Raw genomic sequence first — 18,551 nt, 5'->3', positions numbered from 1 at the left:
CCGGCCGTGCTCCCCGCACACGGGTGCGGGGACCCCCCCTCAGCAATCGCTCACTCAAATTTTCCTTGGAGCTGAATCCAGTGGCTGACGAGGCACAACTCCGCGACTACCTCAAGAGGGCCATCGCCGACGCCCGCGACGCCCGCAAGCGGCTGCGCGAGGTCGAGGACCAGGCGCGGGAGCCGATCGCCATCGTCTCCATGGCGTGCCGCTACCCAGGCGGTGTGTCCTCGCCCGAAGACCTGTGGAAGCTCGTGGCCGACGGCGTCGACGCCGTCTCCGGCTTCCCCGACGACCGCGGCTGGGACCTGGAGGGTCTCGTCGACCCGGACCCCGACCACGCGGGTACGTCGTACACGGATCAGGGCGGATTCCTGCAGGGGGCAGGGCTTTTCGACGCCGGGTTCTTCGGGATCTCGCCGCGTGAGGCGCTGGCGATGGACCCGCAGCAGCGCCTGCTGCTGGAGACCTCGTGGGAGGCGATGGAGAGCGCCGGCATCGACCCGTTCTCGCTGAAGGGCACCGACATCGGAGTGTTCTCCGGGGTGTCCGGGCAGGGCTACGGCGCCGGTGCCGGTGTGGTGACGCCTGAGGTGGAGGGCTTCGCGGGCACGGGAGCGGCGTCGTGCGTGGCGTCGGGCCGTGTCTCGTACGTGTTCGGCTTCGAAGGTCCGGCGGTTTCGGTGGACACGGGGTGTTCGTCGTCGCTGGTCGCGATGCACCTGGCCGCGCAGGCGCTGCGGCAGGGCGAGTGCACGATGGCACTGGCCGGCGGCGCGATGGTGATGGCGACACCCGGCTCCTTCATGGCCTTCTCCCGGCAGCGCGGCCTGGCCACCGACGGCCGGTGCAAGGCGTTCGCGGACGGCGCGGACGGCATGGGCCTGGCCGAGGGCGTCGGTGTGGTGCTGCTGGAACGCCTGTCCGTGGCGCGTGAGCGCGGGCACCGGGTGCTGGCGGTCCTGCGCGGCAGCGCCGTCAACCAGGACGGTGCTTCCAACGGTCTGACGGCGCCGAACGGTCCCTCGCAGCAGCGGGTGATCCGCCGCGCGCTGGACAGCGCCGGGCTCTCCCCGTCCGATGTGGACGTGGTGGAGGGGCACGGTACGGGCACCGCCCTGGGCGACCCGATCGAGGCGCAGGCGCTGCTCGCCACGTACGGGAAGGGCCGCGACCCGGAACAGCCGGTGTGGCTCGGCTCGTTGAAGTCGAACATCGGTCACACGCAGGCGGCTGCCGGTGTGGCCAGTGTGATCAAGATCGTGCAGGCGCTGCGCCACGGAGTGGTACCTCCCACGCTGCACGTGCAGGAGCCCTCGAGCCAGGTGGACTGGTCCGCGGGTGCGGTGGAGCTGCTGACCGAAGCCCGCGAGTGGCCGCAGAACGGCCGGCCGCGCCGCGCCGGTGTGTCCTCCTTCGGCGTCAGCGGCACGAACGCGCACCTGATCCTGGAAGAGGCGCCGCCGGAGGAGACGGAGCAGGACTCCGGCGAGGCCCTGCCCACTGGTGTGGTCCCGCTGGTGGTCTCGGCGCGGAGCGCCGGTTCGCTCGCGGGCCAGGCCGAACGGCTGGCGGCCTACGTCGACGGCACCGCCGAGGTGTCGCTGGCGGGCGTGGCCGGGGCGCTGGTCTCGGGCCGTACGGTCTTCGGCGAGCGTGCGGTGGTCGTGGCCGACTCGGACGAGGAGGCGCTGGCCGGTCTGCAGGCGCTGGCGCGCGGTGAGAGCGCGCCGGGTGTGGTGTCCGGCAGCGCGACCGCTTCGGGCAAGGTCGTGTGGGTGTTCCCGGGCCAGGGCTCGCAGTGGGCCGGCATGGGCCGTGAGCTGCTCGACTCCTCGCCGGTGTTCGCGGCGCGGATCGCGGAGTGCGCTGCCGCGCTGGAGCCGTGGATCGACTGGTCGCTGATCGAGGTGCTGCGCGGCGAAGGCGACCCCGAGCTCATCGAGCGGGTCGACGTGCTCCAGCCGGCCAGTTTCGCCGTGATGGTGGGTCTGGCGGCGGTGTGGGCGTCGGTCGGGGTCAAGCCCGATGCGGTGCTCGGCCACTCGCAGGGTGAGATCGCCGCCGCGTGTGTGGCGGGTGCGCTGTCGCTGGAGGACGCGGCGCGCGTCGTGGCGCTGCGCAGCCAGGCCATCGCCAAGGAGCTGGCGGGCCGCGGCGGCATGGCTTCGGTGGCGCTGAGCGCGGACGAGGCGCTCGTACGGCTGGCCCCGTGGGAGGACCGTGTCGAGGTCGCGGCGGTCAACGGCCCGACCTCCGTGGTCATCGCCGGCGACGCCGAGGCCCTGGACGAAGCGCTGGAGGCACTGTCGGGCGAGGACGTCCGGGTGCGCCGGGTCGCGGTGGACTATGCGTCGCACACCCGGCACGTGGAGGACATACGCGAGGCGCTCGCCACAACGCTGGCCGGGATCGATGCGAAGGCTCCGACGGTGCCGTTCTACTCGACCGTCACCGGCACATGGGTGGAGGACGCCGACGTCCTCGACGGTGAGTACTGGTACCGCAATCTGCGCGGCCAAGTGGGCTTCGGCCCGGCCGTGGCCGAGCTGCTGGCGCAGGGCCACGGGGTGTTCGTGGAGGTCAGCGCCCACCCGGTGCTGGTCCAGCCGATCACCGAGACCGTCGACCACGCCGACACCAACGTGGTGGTGACCGGCTCGCTGCGCCGTGGAGACGGCGGTCTGCGACGCCTGTTCACCTCGATGGCCGAGCTGTTCGTGCGTGGCGTGGCGCTGGACTGGAGCGGTGTCCTGCCGCAGCCGGCGGCTTCCGTTCGAGTGGATCTGCCGACGTACGCCTTCGACCACCAGCACTACTGGCTCCATGCGGACGAGTCGGTCACGGATGCCGCGTCGCTGGGCCAGACGACGGTCGATCACCCGCTGCTGGGTGCGGTGGTGCAGCTGCCGCAGTCGGACGGTCTGGTCTTCACCTCGCGACTGTCGCTGAAGTCGCACCCCTGGCTGGCCGATCACGCGATCGGTGGTCTGATCCTCGCCCCGGGCACCGGGCTCGTGGAGCTGGCGGTACGGGCCGGCGACGAGGCCGGGTGCGGGCTGCTGGAAGAGCTCGTGATCGAGGCGCCGCTGGTGGTGCCCGAGCAGGGCGGTGTGCGGGTGCAGGTCGCGGTGGGTGCAGCCGGCGAGAACGGTTCGCGCACCGTCGAGGTGTACTCCCAGCGCGAGGACGCCGCCGACGAAAGCGGCGCGGACGTGTGGACGCGGCACGCCACCGGACTCCTGTCCGCATCGCCGGCGACCCGTGGGACGGAGTTCGACTTCGCCGCCTGGCCGCCGCCCGGCGCGCAGCCGGTCGAGGTGGACGTCGACGACTTCTATGCCGACCTGAGCGAGCGCGGTGTCGCGTACGGGCCCTCGTTCCAGGGCATCCGGGCCGTGTGGCGGCGCGGCGACGAGGTCTTCGCCGAGGTTGCCCTGCCCGAGGAGCAGCGCAAGGAAGCCGCCAGGTTCGGTCTCCACCCCGCGCTGCTGGACGCGGCCCTGCAGGCCGCGACGTTCGGCGCCGCTGCGGATGCGGCGGAGGAGGAGTCCGGGGCTCCGGTGCTGGCGTTCGCGTGGAACGGGCTGGCGCTGCACGCCGTGGGTGCCTCGGCCCTGCGGGTGCGCGTGGCGCCGAGCGGCCCGGATGCCCTGTCGGTCGAGGCTGCCGACGAGACCGGCGGCCTGGTGGTGACGATGGACTCGCTCGTGTCCCGGGCGGTGTCCACCGAGCAGCTGGAGACGGCGGCGGACGCGGCGGCCGCCAACTCGCTGTTCCAGGTGGAGTGGACCGAGCTGTCCCAGGCCCAGCCCGCCGGGGCCGTTCCGTTGTGGCTGTCGGTGGCCACCGCTGCCGACGTGTCGGCGCTGGCCGACGGCGCAGGAGTCCCGGCCGCGGCCGTCCTGGAAGCCGTCGGCGGCACCGGCGAGGGCGCGGTGCTGGCGCTGACCTCCCGGGTACTGGAAGTCGTACAGGCGTGGCTGGCCGGGTCCGGGCTGGAGGAGTCGCGCCTGGTGGTCGTGACCCGAGGAGCCGTGCCCGCAGGCGGCGGCGCAGTGACCGACCCGGCCGGATCGGCGGTGTGGGGCATGGTCCGTGCCGCCCAGGCCGAGAACCCCGACCGCATCGTCCTCCTGGACACCGACACCACGGCCGAAGTCGCTGCGGAACGGGTGCTGGGTGCGGTGCTGGCCGGCGGGGAGCCGCAGATCGCGGTGCGCGGAACCACCTTCTCCGTGCCCCGGCTCGCCCGTACCACCGGTGAAGTCGCGGACGTCCCGGCGGTCTTCCGCCCGGAGGGAACCGTCCTGGTCTCCGGCGGCGGTTCGTTGGGCGAGCTGATCACCCGGCACCTGGTCTCCCGGCACGGCGTACGGCACCTGGTGCTGGCCAGCCGTCGCGGCCCGGAGGCCGATGGCGTGCAGGAGCTGGTCGCCGAACTCACCGAACGGGGTGCGACGGTGACGGTGGCGGCCTGTGACATGTCCGACCGCGGCCAGGTCGAGGCCCTGCTGGCCTCGGTTCCGGCCGAGCACGGCCTGACCGGTGTGGTGCACACCGCAGGCGTATTCGATTCCGGGCTGATCGATGCGCTGACCCCGGAGCGGCTGGCGGGCCTGTTCGCGCCGAAGGTGGACGCGGTGCGGCACCTGGACGAGCTGACCCGGAGCCTGGACCTCGACGCGTTCATCGTCTACTCCTCCGCCTCGTCCGTCTTCATGGGCGCCGGCAGCAGCGGCTACGCGGCCGCCAACGCCTTCCTCGACGGGCTGATGGACACCCGCCGGGCCGCCGGCCTGCCCGGGCTGTCGCTCGCCTGGGGCACGTGGGAATACGCCACGAACATGACCACGCACCTCACCACCGACGACCAGGTGCGCATGAGCCGGCGCGCGAGCCGTGACGGAGTCGTGGCGCTCAAGCCCGCGGAGGGCATGGAGCTGTTCGACGCCGCCGTGGCGTCCGCGCAGTCGCTGCTGGTACCGGTGAAGCTGGACCTGCGGGGCGTGCGCGCAGGCGCAGCGGCCCGTGGTGGGGTGCCGCACCTGCTGCGCGGCCTGGTGCCGACAGGCCGGCAGCAGGCGCGAGCGGGAGCCGCCAAGGAAGGCGACCTGGCCCGTCGGATCGCCGGGCTCGCCGAAGCGGAGCAGGAGGCCCTGCTCCTCGACCTGGTGCGCGGTCAGGCCGCGCTCGTCCTCGGGCACACCGGGCCGGAGGGCGTCCGGGCGGAGACGGCGTTCAAGGACGTCGGCTTCGACTCGCTGACGTCGGTCGAGCTGCGCAACCGGATGCGCGAGGCGACCGGTCTGAAGCTTCCCGCCACGCTGGTCTTCGACTACCCGACCCCGCTGACCCTCGCCCGCCACCTGCGCGACGAGCTCGGCATGAGCGACGACGCGCTTTCCCGCGTGAACGCAAAGATCGAGGACGTCGAGGCGCTGATCAGTGGCCTGCTGCTCGATGAATCCATGAAATCCAGTATTGCGCTTCGCCTTCAGGGTTTGGTGGCCAGGTGCAACGGAGTGCTCGAGAACGTGGACGCCTCCACGGTGGCGGAGCAGCTGGAATCCGCGTCCGCCGATGAGGTCCTCGCATTCATTGACGGTGAATTCGGACTCGTCTGAAAACAGTTCAAGGCAGCGCGGTTCCATCAAACTTCGTAAGGAATTTAAAGAATGGCCACGGACGAAAAACTCCTCGAGTACCTGAAGCGCGTCACGACCGAGTTGCACAACCTGAAGAAGCAGGGCTCGAGCCACGCTGACGAGCCGATCGCCATCGTGGGCATGGCGTGCCGCTTGCCGGGTGGCGTGGCGGGGCCGGAGGACTTGTGGCAGTTGGTGTCCGAGGGCCGGGACGCCGTCTCCGGCTTCCCCGAGGACCGGGGCTGGGACCTGGACGGCCTGTTCGACCCGGACCCCGACCACGCGGGCACGTCGTACACCGACCAGGGCGGATTCCTGCACGGGGCGGGCCAGTTCGACGCGGGGTTCTTCGGGATCTCGCCGCGTGAGGCGCTGGCGATGGACCCGCAGCAGCGACTGCTGCTGGAGACCTCCTGGGAGGCACTGGAGGGGGCCGGCATCGACCCGGTCTCTCTGAAGGGCACCGACGTCGGCGTGTTCTCCGGTGTGTGCAGTCAGGGTTACGGGGCCGGTTCCGGTGCGATCGCGCCGGAGCTGGAGAGTTTCACGGGCACGGGCGTGGCGCCGAGCGTGGCGTCGGGCCGTGTGTCGTACGTGTTCGGCTTCGAGGGTCCTGCGGTCACGGTGGACACGGCGTGCTCCTCCTCGCTGGTGGCGATGCATCTTGCCGCGCAGGCGCTGCGCCAGGGCGAGTGCTCGGTGGCGCTGGCCGGCGGCGCGATGGTGATGTCGACGCCCGGTACCTTCGTGGCGTTCTCCCGGCAGCGGGGCATGGCCACGGACGGCCGCTGCAAGGCGTACGCGGACGGCGCCAACGGCATGGGGCTGGCCGAGGGCGCCGGCGTGGTCGTACTGGAGCGGCTGTCGGTGGCGCGCGAGCGCGGGCACCGGGTGCTCGCCGTGCTGCGTGCCAGTGCGGTCAACCAGGACGGTGCATCGAACGGCCTGACCGCGCCGAACGGTCCGTCGCAGCAGCGGGTGATCCGCAAGGCGCTCGCCGGCGCCGGGCTGGTGTCGGCGGACGTGGACGTGGTGGAGGGGCACGGTACGGGTACGGCCCTGGGCGACCCGATCGAGGCGCAGGCACTGCTGGCCACCTACGGCCAGGGCCGCGACGCGGACCGGCCGCTGTGGCTCGGCTCGCTCAAGTCGAACATCGGGCACACGCAGGCCGCTGCCGGTGTGGCCAGTGTGATCAAGATGGTGCAGGCGCTGCGCCACGGCGTCATGCCCCCCACCTTGCACGTGAACAAGCCCTCGACCGAGGTGGACTGGACGGCGGGTGCGGTCGAGCTGCTGACCGAGGCCCGCGCGTGGCCGCAGAACGGCCGGCCCCGCCGGGCCGGTGTCTCCTCGTTCGGCATCAGCGGCACGAACGCCCACCTGATCCTCGAGGAGGCGCCGCAGGAGGAGGCGGAGCCCGACACGGAAGGGGCGCAGCCTGCCGGTGCGGTGCCGCTGGTGGTGTCGGCCCGCAGTGCCGGGTCGCTTTCGGGTCAGGCCGGGCGGCTGGCCTCGTACCTGGAGTCCGGTGCCGGCGGAGCGTCGCTGGCGTCGGTGGCCGGGGCACTGGTTTCGGACCGCGCGGTCTTCGGCGACCGTGCGGTCGTGGTGGCCGACTCCGCCGAGGAGGCGCTGACACGGCTGGAAGCACTGGCTCGCGGGGAGAACGCGGCCGGAGCCGTGGCCGGCAGCGCCGCTGCGGCGCCCGGCAAGACCGTGTGGGTGTTCCCGGGCCAGGGCTCGCAGCGGGTGGGGATGGGCCGGGAGCTGTACGCCCGGTACCCGCTGTTCGCGCAGGCGCTGGACGAGGCGTGTGAGCAGCTGGACGCGCGTCTGGCCGGATGGGTCGACCATCCGGTACGGGACGTGGTGCTGGGCGCGGTGCCGGGCAGTGCCGCCCTTCTGGACCAGACGGTGTTCACGCAGGCGGGCCTGTTCGCGGTCGAGAGCGCTCTGTTCCGGCTGGTGGAGTCCTGGGGTGTGCGGCCCGATGTGGTAATCGGGCATTCGGTCGGCGAGATCACCGCCGCGTACGCGGCGGGGGCACTCTCGCTGCAGGATGCGGCGCGCGTCGTCGCGGCCCGGGGCCGCCTGATGCAGGCGCTGCCGCAGGGCGGGGCGATGGTCGCCGTGGCTGCCACCGAGGAGGAGGTGGCCGGGCTGCTGGGCGAGGGCGTCGAGGTCGCGGCGGTCAACGGCCCGTCCTCGGTGGTGCTCTCCGGTGAGGAGGACGCGGTCCTCGCAGCAGCCGACCGGCTGCGGGCGCAGGGACGCAAGACGAAGCGGCTGGCGGTGTCGCACGCGTTCCATTCGCTGCGGATGGAGCCGATGCTGGCCGAGTTCGCCGCAGAGCTGACCGACGTGGCGTGGCAGCCGCCGGTGATTCCGGTGGTCTCGAACGTGACCGGGCGGCTGGCCGGGCCGGACGAGCTCGCCGACCCGCAGTACTGGGCCGGGCACGTGCGCCGGCCGGTGCGGTTCGCCGAGGGGATCGCGGCCGCGGTGGAGTACGGCGGCACGCTGTTCGTGGAGATGGGTCCGGGCGCGGCCTTGACCGGCCTGGTCGAGGAGGCGGCCACCGCCGCAGCCGCCGAGGTGGCCTGCGTCGCGGCCCTGCGCGACGGCCGCCCGGAAGAGCAGACCCTGCTGACGTCGGTGGCCGAGCTGTTCGTCCGCGGTGTGGCCGTGGACTGGAGCCGCGTGCTGCCGAAGGCGGCGGCGTCCGGCCGGGTGGACCTGCCCACGTATGCCTTCGAGCACCGGCACTACTGGCTGAAGGACTCCGGGGCGGCGACGGATGCGACGTCGCTGGGCCAGGCGGCCGCCGATCACCCGCTGCTGGGCGCGGTGGTGCAGCTCCCGCAGTCCGACGGTCTGGTCTTCACCTCGCGGCTTTCGCTGCGGTCCCACCCGTGGCTCGCCGATCACGCGGTGAGCGGTGTCGTGCTCGTCCCGGGTACCGGCCTGGTGGAGCTGGCCGTCCGGGCCGGTGACGAGGCCGGGTGCGGCGTCCTGGAAGAGCTGGTGATCGAGGCGCCGCTCGTGGTGCCCGAGCACGGCGGCGTACGGGTGCAGGTCGCGGTCGGCGCACCGGGCGAGAACGGTTCGCGCACCGTGGAGGTGTACTCCCAGCGCGAGGACGCCGCCGACGACGGTGGCGCAGACGTGTGGACGCGGCACGCCACCGGCATGCTCGCGGCCGCGGGCCTGCCGGCGGGCGGCGGCACCGGGTTCGACTTCGCCGCCTGGCCGCCGCCCGGCGCCCAGCCGGTGGACATGGTCCCCGGCGAGTTCTACGGCGACCTGGTCGAGCGCGGTTACGGCTACGGTCCGGCGTTCCAGGGCCTGCGGGCGGTGTGGCGGCGCGGCGAGGAACTCTTCGCCGAGGTCGCCCTGCCCGAGGAGCAGAGCAAGGACGCCGACCGGTTCGGCATCCACCCCGCACTGCTCGACGCGGCCCTGCACACCGGGATGTTCGGCGCCCCGGAGGGTGCGCCGGCCGAGGAGACCGCAGAGGCGGTGCTGCCGTTCGCGTGGAACGGGCTGGCGCTGCACGCCGCGGGTGCCTCGGTGCTGCGCGTACGTCTGGTGCCCGGTGGGCCCGGCGCCGTGTCGCTGCAGGCGGCGGACGAGACCGGCGGCCTGGTGGTGACGCTGGAGTCGCTGGTGTCGCGTCCGGTGTCCGCCGAGCAGCTGGGCGCCGCGGCGGACTCGGCGGTCGCCAACGCGCTGTTCCAGGTGGAGTGGACCGAACTGCCTCCGGCCCAGGGGACGGAGGCTTCGCCTGCGTGGGTGCCGGTGGCCACCGCCGACGAAGTCGCGGCCCTGGCCGGCGGCGCAGGAGCCCCGGCCGCGGCCGTCCTGGAAGCCTTCGGCGGTTCAGGCGAGGACGCGGTGCTGGCGCTGACCTCCCGGGTGCTGGAGGTCGTACAGGCGTGGCTGGCCGGGACCGGGCTGGAGGAGTCGCGGCTGGTGGTCGTGACCCGCGGTGCGGTTCCCGCCGGTGACGGCGCGGTGACCGATCCCGCGGGCGCCGCGGTGTGGGGTCTGGTGCGCGTCGCCCAGGTCGAGAACCCCGACCGGATCGTACTGATCGACACCGACCCGGCCTCCGGCGACGGAGCGGGAGCCGTGCTGGGCACGGTGCTGGCCGGCGGTGAACCCCAGGTCGCGGTCCGTGGCACGGCCCTGTCCGCCCCCCGGCTCGCCCGTGCGCACGGTCAAGTCCCGGAGATTCCGGCGGTGTTCGCGCCGGAGGGAACGGTCCTGGTCACCGGTGGCACCGGGTCGCTGGGCGCCCTGGTGGCCCGGCACCTGGTCTCGCGGCACGGGGTGCGGCATCTGGTGCTGGCCAGCCGTCGAGGCCCGGACGCCGACGGAGTGGACCAGCTGGTCGCCGAGCTGACCGGGCACGGCGCCGCGGTCTCCGTGGTGGCTTGTGATGTGGCAGACCGTGGCCAGGTCGAGGCGCTGCTGGCATCCGTGCCGGCCGAGCACCGGCTGACCGGTGTGGTGCACACCGCCGGTGTGCTGGACGACGGTGTGATCGGGGCGTTGACCCCGGAGCGCCTGGCAGGGGTGTTCGCGCCCAAGGTGGACGCGGTACGGCACCTCGACGAGCTGACCCGGGGCCTGGACCTCGCCGCGTTCGTCGTCTTCTCGTCCGCCTCGGGCGTGTTCGGCTCTGCCGGCCAGGGCAACTACGCGGCGGCGAACGCCTTCCTGGACGGGCTGATGGCCAACCGCCGGGCGGCGGGTGTGCCCGGTCTGTCCCTGGCCTGGGGCCTGTGGGAGCAGACCACCGGCATGACCGCCGACCTCAGCACCGTCGACCAGGCGCGTATGAGCCGTGGCGGTGCGCTGGCGATATCGGCAGTGGAGGGCATGGAGCTCTTCGACGCCGCAGTGGCGTCCGGACAGGCGCTGCTGGTGCCGATCAAGCTCGACCTGCGGGGCGCGCGTGCCGGTGCGGCGGCCGGCGGCGGCGTGCCGCACCTGCTGCGCGGCCTGGTCCGCGCGGGCCGACAGCAGGCGCGCGCCGGATCCACCGGGGACGGCGGCCTGGCCCGCCGCCTCGCCGGTCTCGCCGCGGAGGATCAGGAGGCCCTGCTCCTCGAGCTGGTGCGTGCCCAGGCCGCGGTCGTGCTCGGGCACAGCGGGCCCGGCGGTGTCCGGCCCGAGATGGCGTTCAAGGACGCCGGCTTCGACTCGCTGACGTCGGTCGAGCTGCGGAACCGGGTGCGTGAGGCGACCGGTCTGAAGCTTCCGGCGACGCTGGTCTTCGACTACCCGACCCCGCTGGCCCTCGCCCGCTACCTGCGCGAGGAGTTCGGCGACGCGGAGGCCGGTACCCCTGCCTCGGCCGCGGCCGTCGTCGCGGACCCCGACGAAGCGATCGCGATCGTCGGCATGGCGTGCCGCCTGCCGGGCGGTGTGGCGGGTCCCGAGGACCTGTGGCGGCTGGTCCACGAGGGCCGTGAGGGCATGTCCTCCTTCCCCGACGACCGGGGCTGGGACCTGGACGGCCTGTTCGACCCGGACCCCGACAGCGCGGGTACCTCGTACACGAGCCAGGGCGGTTTCGTACGCGGCGCAGGGCTCTTCGACGCGGGGTTCTTCGGGATCTCGCCGCGTGAGGCGCTGGCGATGGACCCGCAGCAGCGGCTGCTGCTGGAGACCTCCTGGGAGGCGCTGGAGGGCGTCGGCATCGACCCGCTCGCGCTGAAGGGCACCGACGTCGGCGTCTTCTCCGGCGTGTCCAGCCAGGGCTACGGAGCCGGCGTGGTCGCGCCGGAGCTGGAGGGCTTCGCGAGCACGGGTACGGCGGCCAGCGTGGCCTCGGGCCGCGTGTCGTACGTGTTCGGCTTCGAGGGCCCCGCGGTCACGGTGGACACGGCGTGTTCTTCGTCCCTGGTGGCGATGCACCTGGCCGCGCAGGCGCTGCGCCAGGGCGAGTGCTCCATGGCACTGGCGGGCGGTGCGACCGTGATGGCGACACCCGTCTCCTTCGTGGAGTTCTCACGGCAGCGGGGACTGGCCGGGGACGGCCGGTGCAAGGCGTTCGCGGACGGCGCGGACGGCACGGGTTGGGCCGAAGGCGTGGGCCTCGTCGTGCTGGAGCGGCTGTCGGTGGCGCGTGAGCGCGGACACCAGGTGCTGGCGGTCCTGCGCGGCAGTGCGGTCAACCAGGACGGCGCGTCGAACGGTCTCACGGCGCCGAACGGTCCCTCGCAGCAGCGGGTGATCCGCAAGGCCCTTGCCAGCGCCGGACTTTCCCCGTCCGACGTGGACGTGGTGGAGGGGCACGGTACGGGCACCGCCCTGGGCGACCCGATCGAGGCGCAGGCACTGCTGGCGACGTACGGCAAGGGCCGGGACGCGGAACAGCCGCTGTGGCTGGGCTCGCTGAAGTCGAACATCGGTCACACGCAGGCGGCTGCCGGTGTGGCCAGCGTGATCAAGATGGTGCAGGCGCTGCGCCACGGCGTCATGCCCCCGACCCTGCACGTGGATGCGCCCACGCGCCAGGTGGACTGGTCCGAGGGCGCCGTCGAGCTGCTGACGGAGGCGCGGGAGTGGCCGCAGAACGGTCATCCGCGCCGGGCCGGTGTCTCCTCGTTCGGCATCAGCGGAACGAATGCGCACCTGATCCTGGAGGAGGCGCCCGCCGAAGTGGCGCAGCCCGTCTCGGAAGAGGCGCAGCAGCCGCTGATGTCCGCCGGTGTGGTGCCGCTGGTGGTCTCGGCGCGGAGCGCCGGTTCGCTCGCGGGGCAGGCCGAGCGGCTCGCGGCGTTCGTCGAGAGCACCGAGGGGGTGTCGCCGGCGGACGTGGCCGCGGCGCTGGTGTCGGACCGTGCGGTCTTCGGCGAGCGTGCGGTCGTGGTGGCCGGCTCGGCTGACGAGGCGCTGGCCGGGCTCCAGGCGCTGGCGCGGGGCGAGAGCACGGCCGGTGTCGTGATCGGCAGTGCCGGTTCCGCCGCCCCGGGCAAGGTCGTGTGGGTCTTCCCGGGCCAGGGCTCGCAGTGGGCGGGCATGGGGCGTGAACTCCTCGACTCCTCGCCGGTGTTCGCGGCGCGGATCGCGGAGTGCGCGGCTGCCCTCGAGCCGTGGATCGACTGGTCCCTGATCGAGGTGCTGCGCGGCGAAGGCGACCCCGAGCTCATCGAGCGGGTCGACGTGCTCCAGCCGGCCAGTTTCGCCGTGATGGTCGGTCTGGCGGCGGTGTGGGCTTCGGTCGGGGTCAAGCCCGATGCGGTGCTCGGCCACTCGCAGGGCGAGATCGCCGCCGCGTGTGTGGCGGGCGCGCTCTCGCTCGAAGACGCCGCACGCGTGGTGACGCTGCGCAGCCAGGCCATCGCCAAGGAGCTGGCGGGCCGCGGCGGTATGGCCTCGGTCGCGCTGAGCGCGGACGCGGCGGTTGCGTGGCTGGAGCCGTGGGCGGACCGTATCGAGGTCGCGGCGGTCAACGGCCCGACCTCCGTGGTCATCGCCGGCGACGCCGAGGCCCTGGACGAGGCGCTCGAAACGCTGTCCGGCGAAGGCGTCCGGGCACGCCGGATCGCGGTGGACTACGCCTCGCACACCCGGCACGTGGAAGCGATCCGCGACACGCTCGCCGAAACCCTGGCCGGCGTCACCGCGCAGGCCCCGACCGTGCCGTTCTACTCCACGGTGACCGGTACGTGGGTGGCGGAAGCCGAAGTCCTGGACGGCGACTACTGGTACCGGAACCTGCGCGGCCAGGTGGGCTTCGGCCCGGCCGTGGCCGACCTGCTCGCCCAGGGCCACGGGGTGTTCGTCGAGGTCAGCGCCCACCCGGTGCTGGTCCAGCCGATCACCGAAACCGTCGACCACGCCGACACCAACGTGGTGGTGACCGGCTCGCTGCGCCGCGAGGACGGCGGCCTGCGACGGCTGCTGGCCTCGATGGCCGAGCTGTTCGTACGCGGCGTGCCCGTGGACTGGAGCAGTCTTCTGCCCACCGGGACCGGGTCCGCACGACCGGCCCTGCCGACCTACGCCTTCGACCACCAGCACTACTGGATCCAGTCGACCGAGTCGGCCACCGACGCGGCGTCGCTGGGACTCGCCGGGGTCGATCACCCGCTGCTGGGCGCGGTGATGCACCTGCCGCAGTCCGACGGCCTGGTCTTCAGCTCGCGGCTGTCGCTGAAGTCGCACGCCTGGCTGGCCGATCACGCCGTCGACGGTGTGGTCATCGTCCCCGGTACCGGGCTCGTGGAGCTGGCCGTCCGGGCCGGCGACGAGGCCGGATGTGTGGTGCTGGAAGAGCTCGTGATCGAGGCGCCGCTGGTGGTGCCCGAGCACGGCGGAGTCCGCGTCCAGGTCGCCGTCGGCGGCCCGGGTGAGACCGGCTCGCGGACCGTGGAGGTCTACTCCCAGCGCGAGGACGCCGTCGGTGAGGGCGTGTGGACGCGGCACGCCACCGGCATGCTGTCCGCCACGGTCCAGCCGGGTGGCGGCGGCACCGGGTTCGACTTCGCCACCTGGCCGCCGGTCGGCGCGCAGCCGGTGGACATCAACGGCGGCTACGACCTGATCGCCCAGGTGGGGTACGGGTACGGCCCGACGTTCCAGGCCGTACGGGCGGTGTGGCGGCGCGGCGAGGAACTCTTCGCCGAGGTCGCCCTCCCCGAGGACCAGCGCAAGGACGCCGGCAGGTTCGGCATCCACCCCGCGCTGCTCGACGCGGCCCTGCACTCGCCGCTGCTCAACGCCGCGGCGGAGCCCACGTCGGCTGACGGCGACGCCGCACGAGAGACCGGCGAGCAGGAACTGCGTCTGCCGTTCGCGTGGAACGGGTTGGCCTTGCACGCGGCCGGTGCCTCCGTGCTGCGCGTGCGCCTCGCACAGCCCGAGCGCGACGCACTGTCGCTGGAGGCGGCGGACGAGGCCGGCCGCCTGGTGGTGACGATGGACTCGCTGGTGTCCCGCGCGGTGTCCGCCGAGCAGTTGGAGAACGCGGCGGGCACGGCGCGCACCGACTCGCTGTTCCGCGTGGAGTGGACCGAACTGCCCCACGCCCAGGGAGCGGACCCTTCGCCGTCGTGGCTGCCGGTCGACACCGCGGAACAGGTGGCGACCCTGGCCTACGACGTGCTGTCGGGGGCGGACACCGCCCCGGCGCTGGCCGTCCTGGAAGCCGTCACCGGCGGGACCGGGGGTGCCGAGGGCGAGGACGCGGTGCTGGACCTGGCCACCCGGGTACTGGACGTGATGCAGTGCTGGCTGGGCGGAGCCGGTCTGGAGGAGTCGCGGCTGCTGGTCGTGACCCGTGGCGCGGTCCCCGCCGGCGACGGCGCGGTGACCGACCCGGCCGGGTCGGCGGTGTGGGGTCTGGTGCGTGCCGCCCAGGCCGAGAACCCCGACCGGATCATCCTGGTGGACACCGACCCCGCTGCCGATGAGGGCGCGGAGCCGGTACTGGGTGCGGTACTGGCCTGCGGTGAGCCGCAGCTCGCGGTGCGCGAAGGAACCCTCTTCGTGCCCCGGCTCGCCCGGACCACCGGTCACGCCGCAGACGCTCCCGCCGTCTTCGGGCCGGAGGGAACCGTCCTGGTCTCCGGCGCCGGGTCCTTGGGCGGCCTGGTGGCCCGTCACCTGGTCTCCCAGCACGGCGTACGGCATCTGATGCTGGCCAGCCGTCGCGGCCCGCAGGCCGAAGGCGTGCAGGAGCTGGTCGCCGAGCTGACCGAACAGGGTGCCGCCGTCTCGGTGGTGGCCTGCGACATGTCCGACCGTGACCAGGTCGAGGCCCTTCTGGCCTCGGTGCCGGCCGAGCACCGCCTGACCGGTGTCGTGCACACCGCAGGCGTGACGGACGACGGGGTGATCGGAACGCTGACCCCGGAGCGCCTGGCGAGGGTCTTCGCGCCGAAGGTGGACGCGGTGCGGCACCTGGACGAGCTGACCCGGGGCCTGGACCTCGACGCGTTCATCGTCTACTCCTCCGTCTCGGCCGTCTTCATGGGCGCGGGCAGCGGCAGCTACGCCGCGGCGAACGCCTACCTGGACGGGCTGATCGCCGGCCGCCGGGCGGCGGGCCTGCCCGGGCTGTCGCTGGCCTGGGGCCTGTGGGACCAGACCTCCGGCATGGCCGCGGACACCGACGACATCGTCAAGGCGCGCCTGAACCGGCGTGGCGGTCTGCAGGCCATGTCGCCGGCGGAGGGCATGGAACTGTTCGACGCCGCCGTCGGCTCCGGTCAGGCTCTGCTGGTCCCGGCCAAGCTGGACCTGCGCGGGGTCCGGGCCGGCTCGGCGGCCGGGGGCGGTGTACCGCACATGTTGCGCAGCCTGGTCCGGGCGGGCCGGCAGCAGGCCCACGCGGCGGACATCGCCGACGAGGGCCGCAAGCTGTACGACCGGCTGGCCACCCTGACCGCCGCCGAGCAGAAGAAGGTCCTGCTCGACCTGGTGCGCGCCCAGGTGGCCGCTGTTCTCGGCTACAGCGCGACGTACCACTTCGAAGCGGACCAGGGGCTCTTCGAGATCGGCTTCGACTCCCTCACCGCCATCGAGCTTCGCAACCGGCTCCGCAACATCACCGAAACGAAGCTCTCCCCGAACCTCGTCTTCGACTATCCGACGCCGGGAATGCTCGCCGCGTACCTGCACGAGCTGACGTGCGGCGAACAGGCCGCGAATCCAGTAGCGATCTCCGTCTGAAAGAGGGTGATGATATGTTCGACGTGGACAAATATCTGCAGCGGATCGGCTGCGGCGGAGAAACCGGTGCGGACCTCGCGACGCTGCGAAAGCTGCACAAGAATCACCTCATGGCGATTCCGTACAACGGCGTCACCGAGGAATACCGCGACGGAGTGAACCTCGTCGACATCGACGAGGACGCCACGTTCGAGACGACGATCCTCAACGGGCAGGGCGGCACGTGTTTCCAGCTGAACCGCCTCTTCTTCCGACTCCTCCGTGAGCTGGGCTACGACGTCACGCTGATGGCGGCGAGGACCGCCGAAGGCCAGGACGCCTTCGGGCTCGACGTCGAGCACATGTTCAGCCGCGTCGCCCTGGACGGCGACGAATGGCTGGTGGACGTCGGTTACCCCGGTCCCTCCTTCATCGAGCCGTTGCAGATCTCCGACGCGGTGCAGACCCAGTACGGGTGCCAGTACCGGCTGGTCGAGAGCGGATCCGAGATCGCTCTGCAGCGCCGTGGAGCGGTCACCCGGTGGAGTGTCGTCTACACCTTCACGACGGAATCCCGGCAGTGGACCGACTGGAAGGAAATGGAGGACCTCCTCCGCGACATTCTTTCGCAGCCGCGGTCGAACGACGGCCAGGAAATCCTGTGCGGCCGGAGTTTCGAGAACGGCCAGGCCGTATTGAAGGGGCGACGGTACCTGACGGTCCGTGACGGCCGTGAACAGGCCCGCACCATCACGGACGACGACGAGCACCGGATGTTGATCGCCGGCGTCCTGTCCGGTGAGCTCGGCTGAATTCGCACCATCCATCACCCGTACGGCAATTCATCGCGGGTGAACATGAACGAGTTTGAATCAGAAGGGGAATGTGATGACGAACGACACCGCTGACGTGGTTGTGATCGGTGGAGGACCGGCCGGCGCGGTCAGCGCCCTGGTGCTCGCCAAGCAGGGGCACTCCGTGGTGCTGCTGGAGCGGGACGAGTTCCCCCGGTTCCACATAGGCGAGTCCCTGCTCCCCTACATGATGGGCCTGTTCGACCAGATCGGTCTGCGCGAGACGGTCGAGGCCCAGGGCTACGTCCCCAAGTTCGGCGGCGAGTTCATCGACCCGACCGAGAAGAAGTTCTTCGAGGGCGTCTTCCGTGCGGACTTCACCAAGCAGGGTGAAGGCCGCTTCCCCCGCGCGTTCCAGGTCGAGCGCGCCCGGTTCGACAAGATGCTCACCGAGCAGGCCGCCGAGGCCGGGGCGAAGGTCCTCTTCGGCGCGAACGTGAACGAGCTGCTCATGGAGGGCGACCGCATGGTCGGCGTCCGCTACGAGCGCGAGGGCGAGACCCACGAGGTGCGTTCGACCTACGTGATCGACGCGAGCGGTCGGGCCGGCCGGATCGCCAACCGCTTCGGTCTGCGCAAGACGCTCGAGAAGCTCCGCATGGTGGCCGTGTTCCGCCACTACGACGGACTCGACGAGAGCAACAACCCCGGTGTCGAGGGCGACATCCAGGTCGGCGCCCACGACGACGGCTGGGTCTGGGCGATCCCGCTGTCCACCGACAGCATCAGCGTGGGCACGGTCATGCCGCGCGACGCACTGCGCGCGTCGACGCCGGAGAAGGCGTTCGAGGACCACGTGGCCAGGATTCCACGGATCACCGCGCGCCTGACCGGAACCCGTCCCACCACGGACCTCAAGGTCGAGACCGACTACTGCTACCACTCGGACACCGTCACCGGGCCGGGCTGGGTCATGGTCGGAGACGCCGGCTGCTTCGGCGACCCGATGTTCTCCGGTGGTGTGCTGGTGGCGACGACCACCGCCGTCCGTGCCGCCGAGACGATCGGCGCAGCGCTGAAGGACCCGGCGCAGGAGGACCACCTGATCGACAAGTACGCGAGCTTCTTCAAGACCGGGTACGACACCTACATCCGGCTCATCCACGCCTACTACGACGGCGAGCTGGTGGCCATGGCCGCCGACGCCGCGCGCTCCACGGACCGGGACACCCTGGAGAGGTACCTCGTCCGGCTGATCGGCGGCGACTTCTGGAGCGAGCACAACTCGGTCGCCCAGGAGATGCGCAAGCGCACCGAGTGGGACACGTTCGAGCCGTTCCGGCGGGTCTTCGGCTGCCCGGTGTACCCCGAGCTGGACGAGGCCGACCGCAAGGAGCGGGCCGAGGCGCGCGTCCGCAGGGCCACGGCGGGTCGGTAG

4 protein-coding genes are annotated in these 18,551 nt (G+C 72.3%); all 4 read left to right on the top strand.

From position 1 onward, the window contains the following. The first annotated feature begins 23 nt into the window (after window positions 1-23). The 4 genes from ACZ49B_RS11800 to ACZ49B_RS11785 all read left to right on the top strand — a co-directional run bounded on the left by ACZ49B_RS11800 (window position 24) and on the right by ACZ49B_RS11785 (window position 18,551). Complete coding sequence (locus tag ACZ49B_RS11800) at window positions 24-5,627, top strand: type I polyketide synthase (protein WP_468303725.1); 5,604 nt, start codon at window positions 24-26, stop codon at window positions 5,625-5,627. Between the two features lie 51 nt (window positions 5,628-5,678). Beyond that, complete coding sequence (locus ACZ49B_RS11795; protein ID WP_468303722.1) at window positions 5,679-16,340, top strand: type I polyketide synthase; 10,662 nt, start codon at window positions 5,679-5,681, stop codon at window positions 16,338-16,340. Further along, the gene (locus ACZ49B_RS11790; protein ID WP_468303720.1) at window positions 16,298-17,131 is read left to right on the top strand and encodes an arylamine N-acetyltransferase; all 834 of its coding nucleotides are present in this window, start codon (window positions 16,298-16,300) and stop codon (window positions 17,129-17,131) included. Before ACZ49B_RS11795 ends, ACZ49B_RS11790 begins: the two co-directional genes overlap by 43 nt. Window positions 17,132-17,207: 76 nt before the next feature. Next, window positions 17,208-18,551 (top strand): NAD(P)/FAD-dependent oxidoreductase, encoded by a 1,344-nt coding sequence (locus tag ACZ49B_RS11785; protein WP_468303718.1) that lies wholly within the window; start codon window positions 17,208-17,210, stop codon window positions 18,549-18,551.

The sequence above is a fragment of the Streptomyces sp. NPDC031132 genome, assembly GCF_055570595.1.
This window is presented reverse-complemented; position numbering and strand designations above follow the sequence as displayed.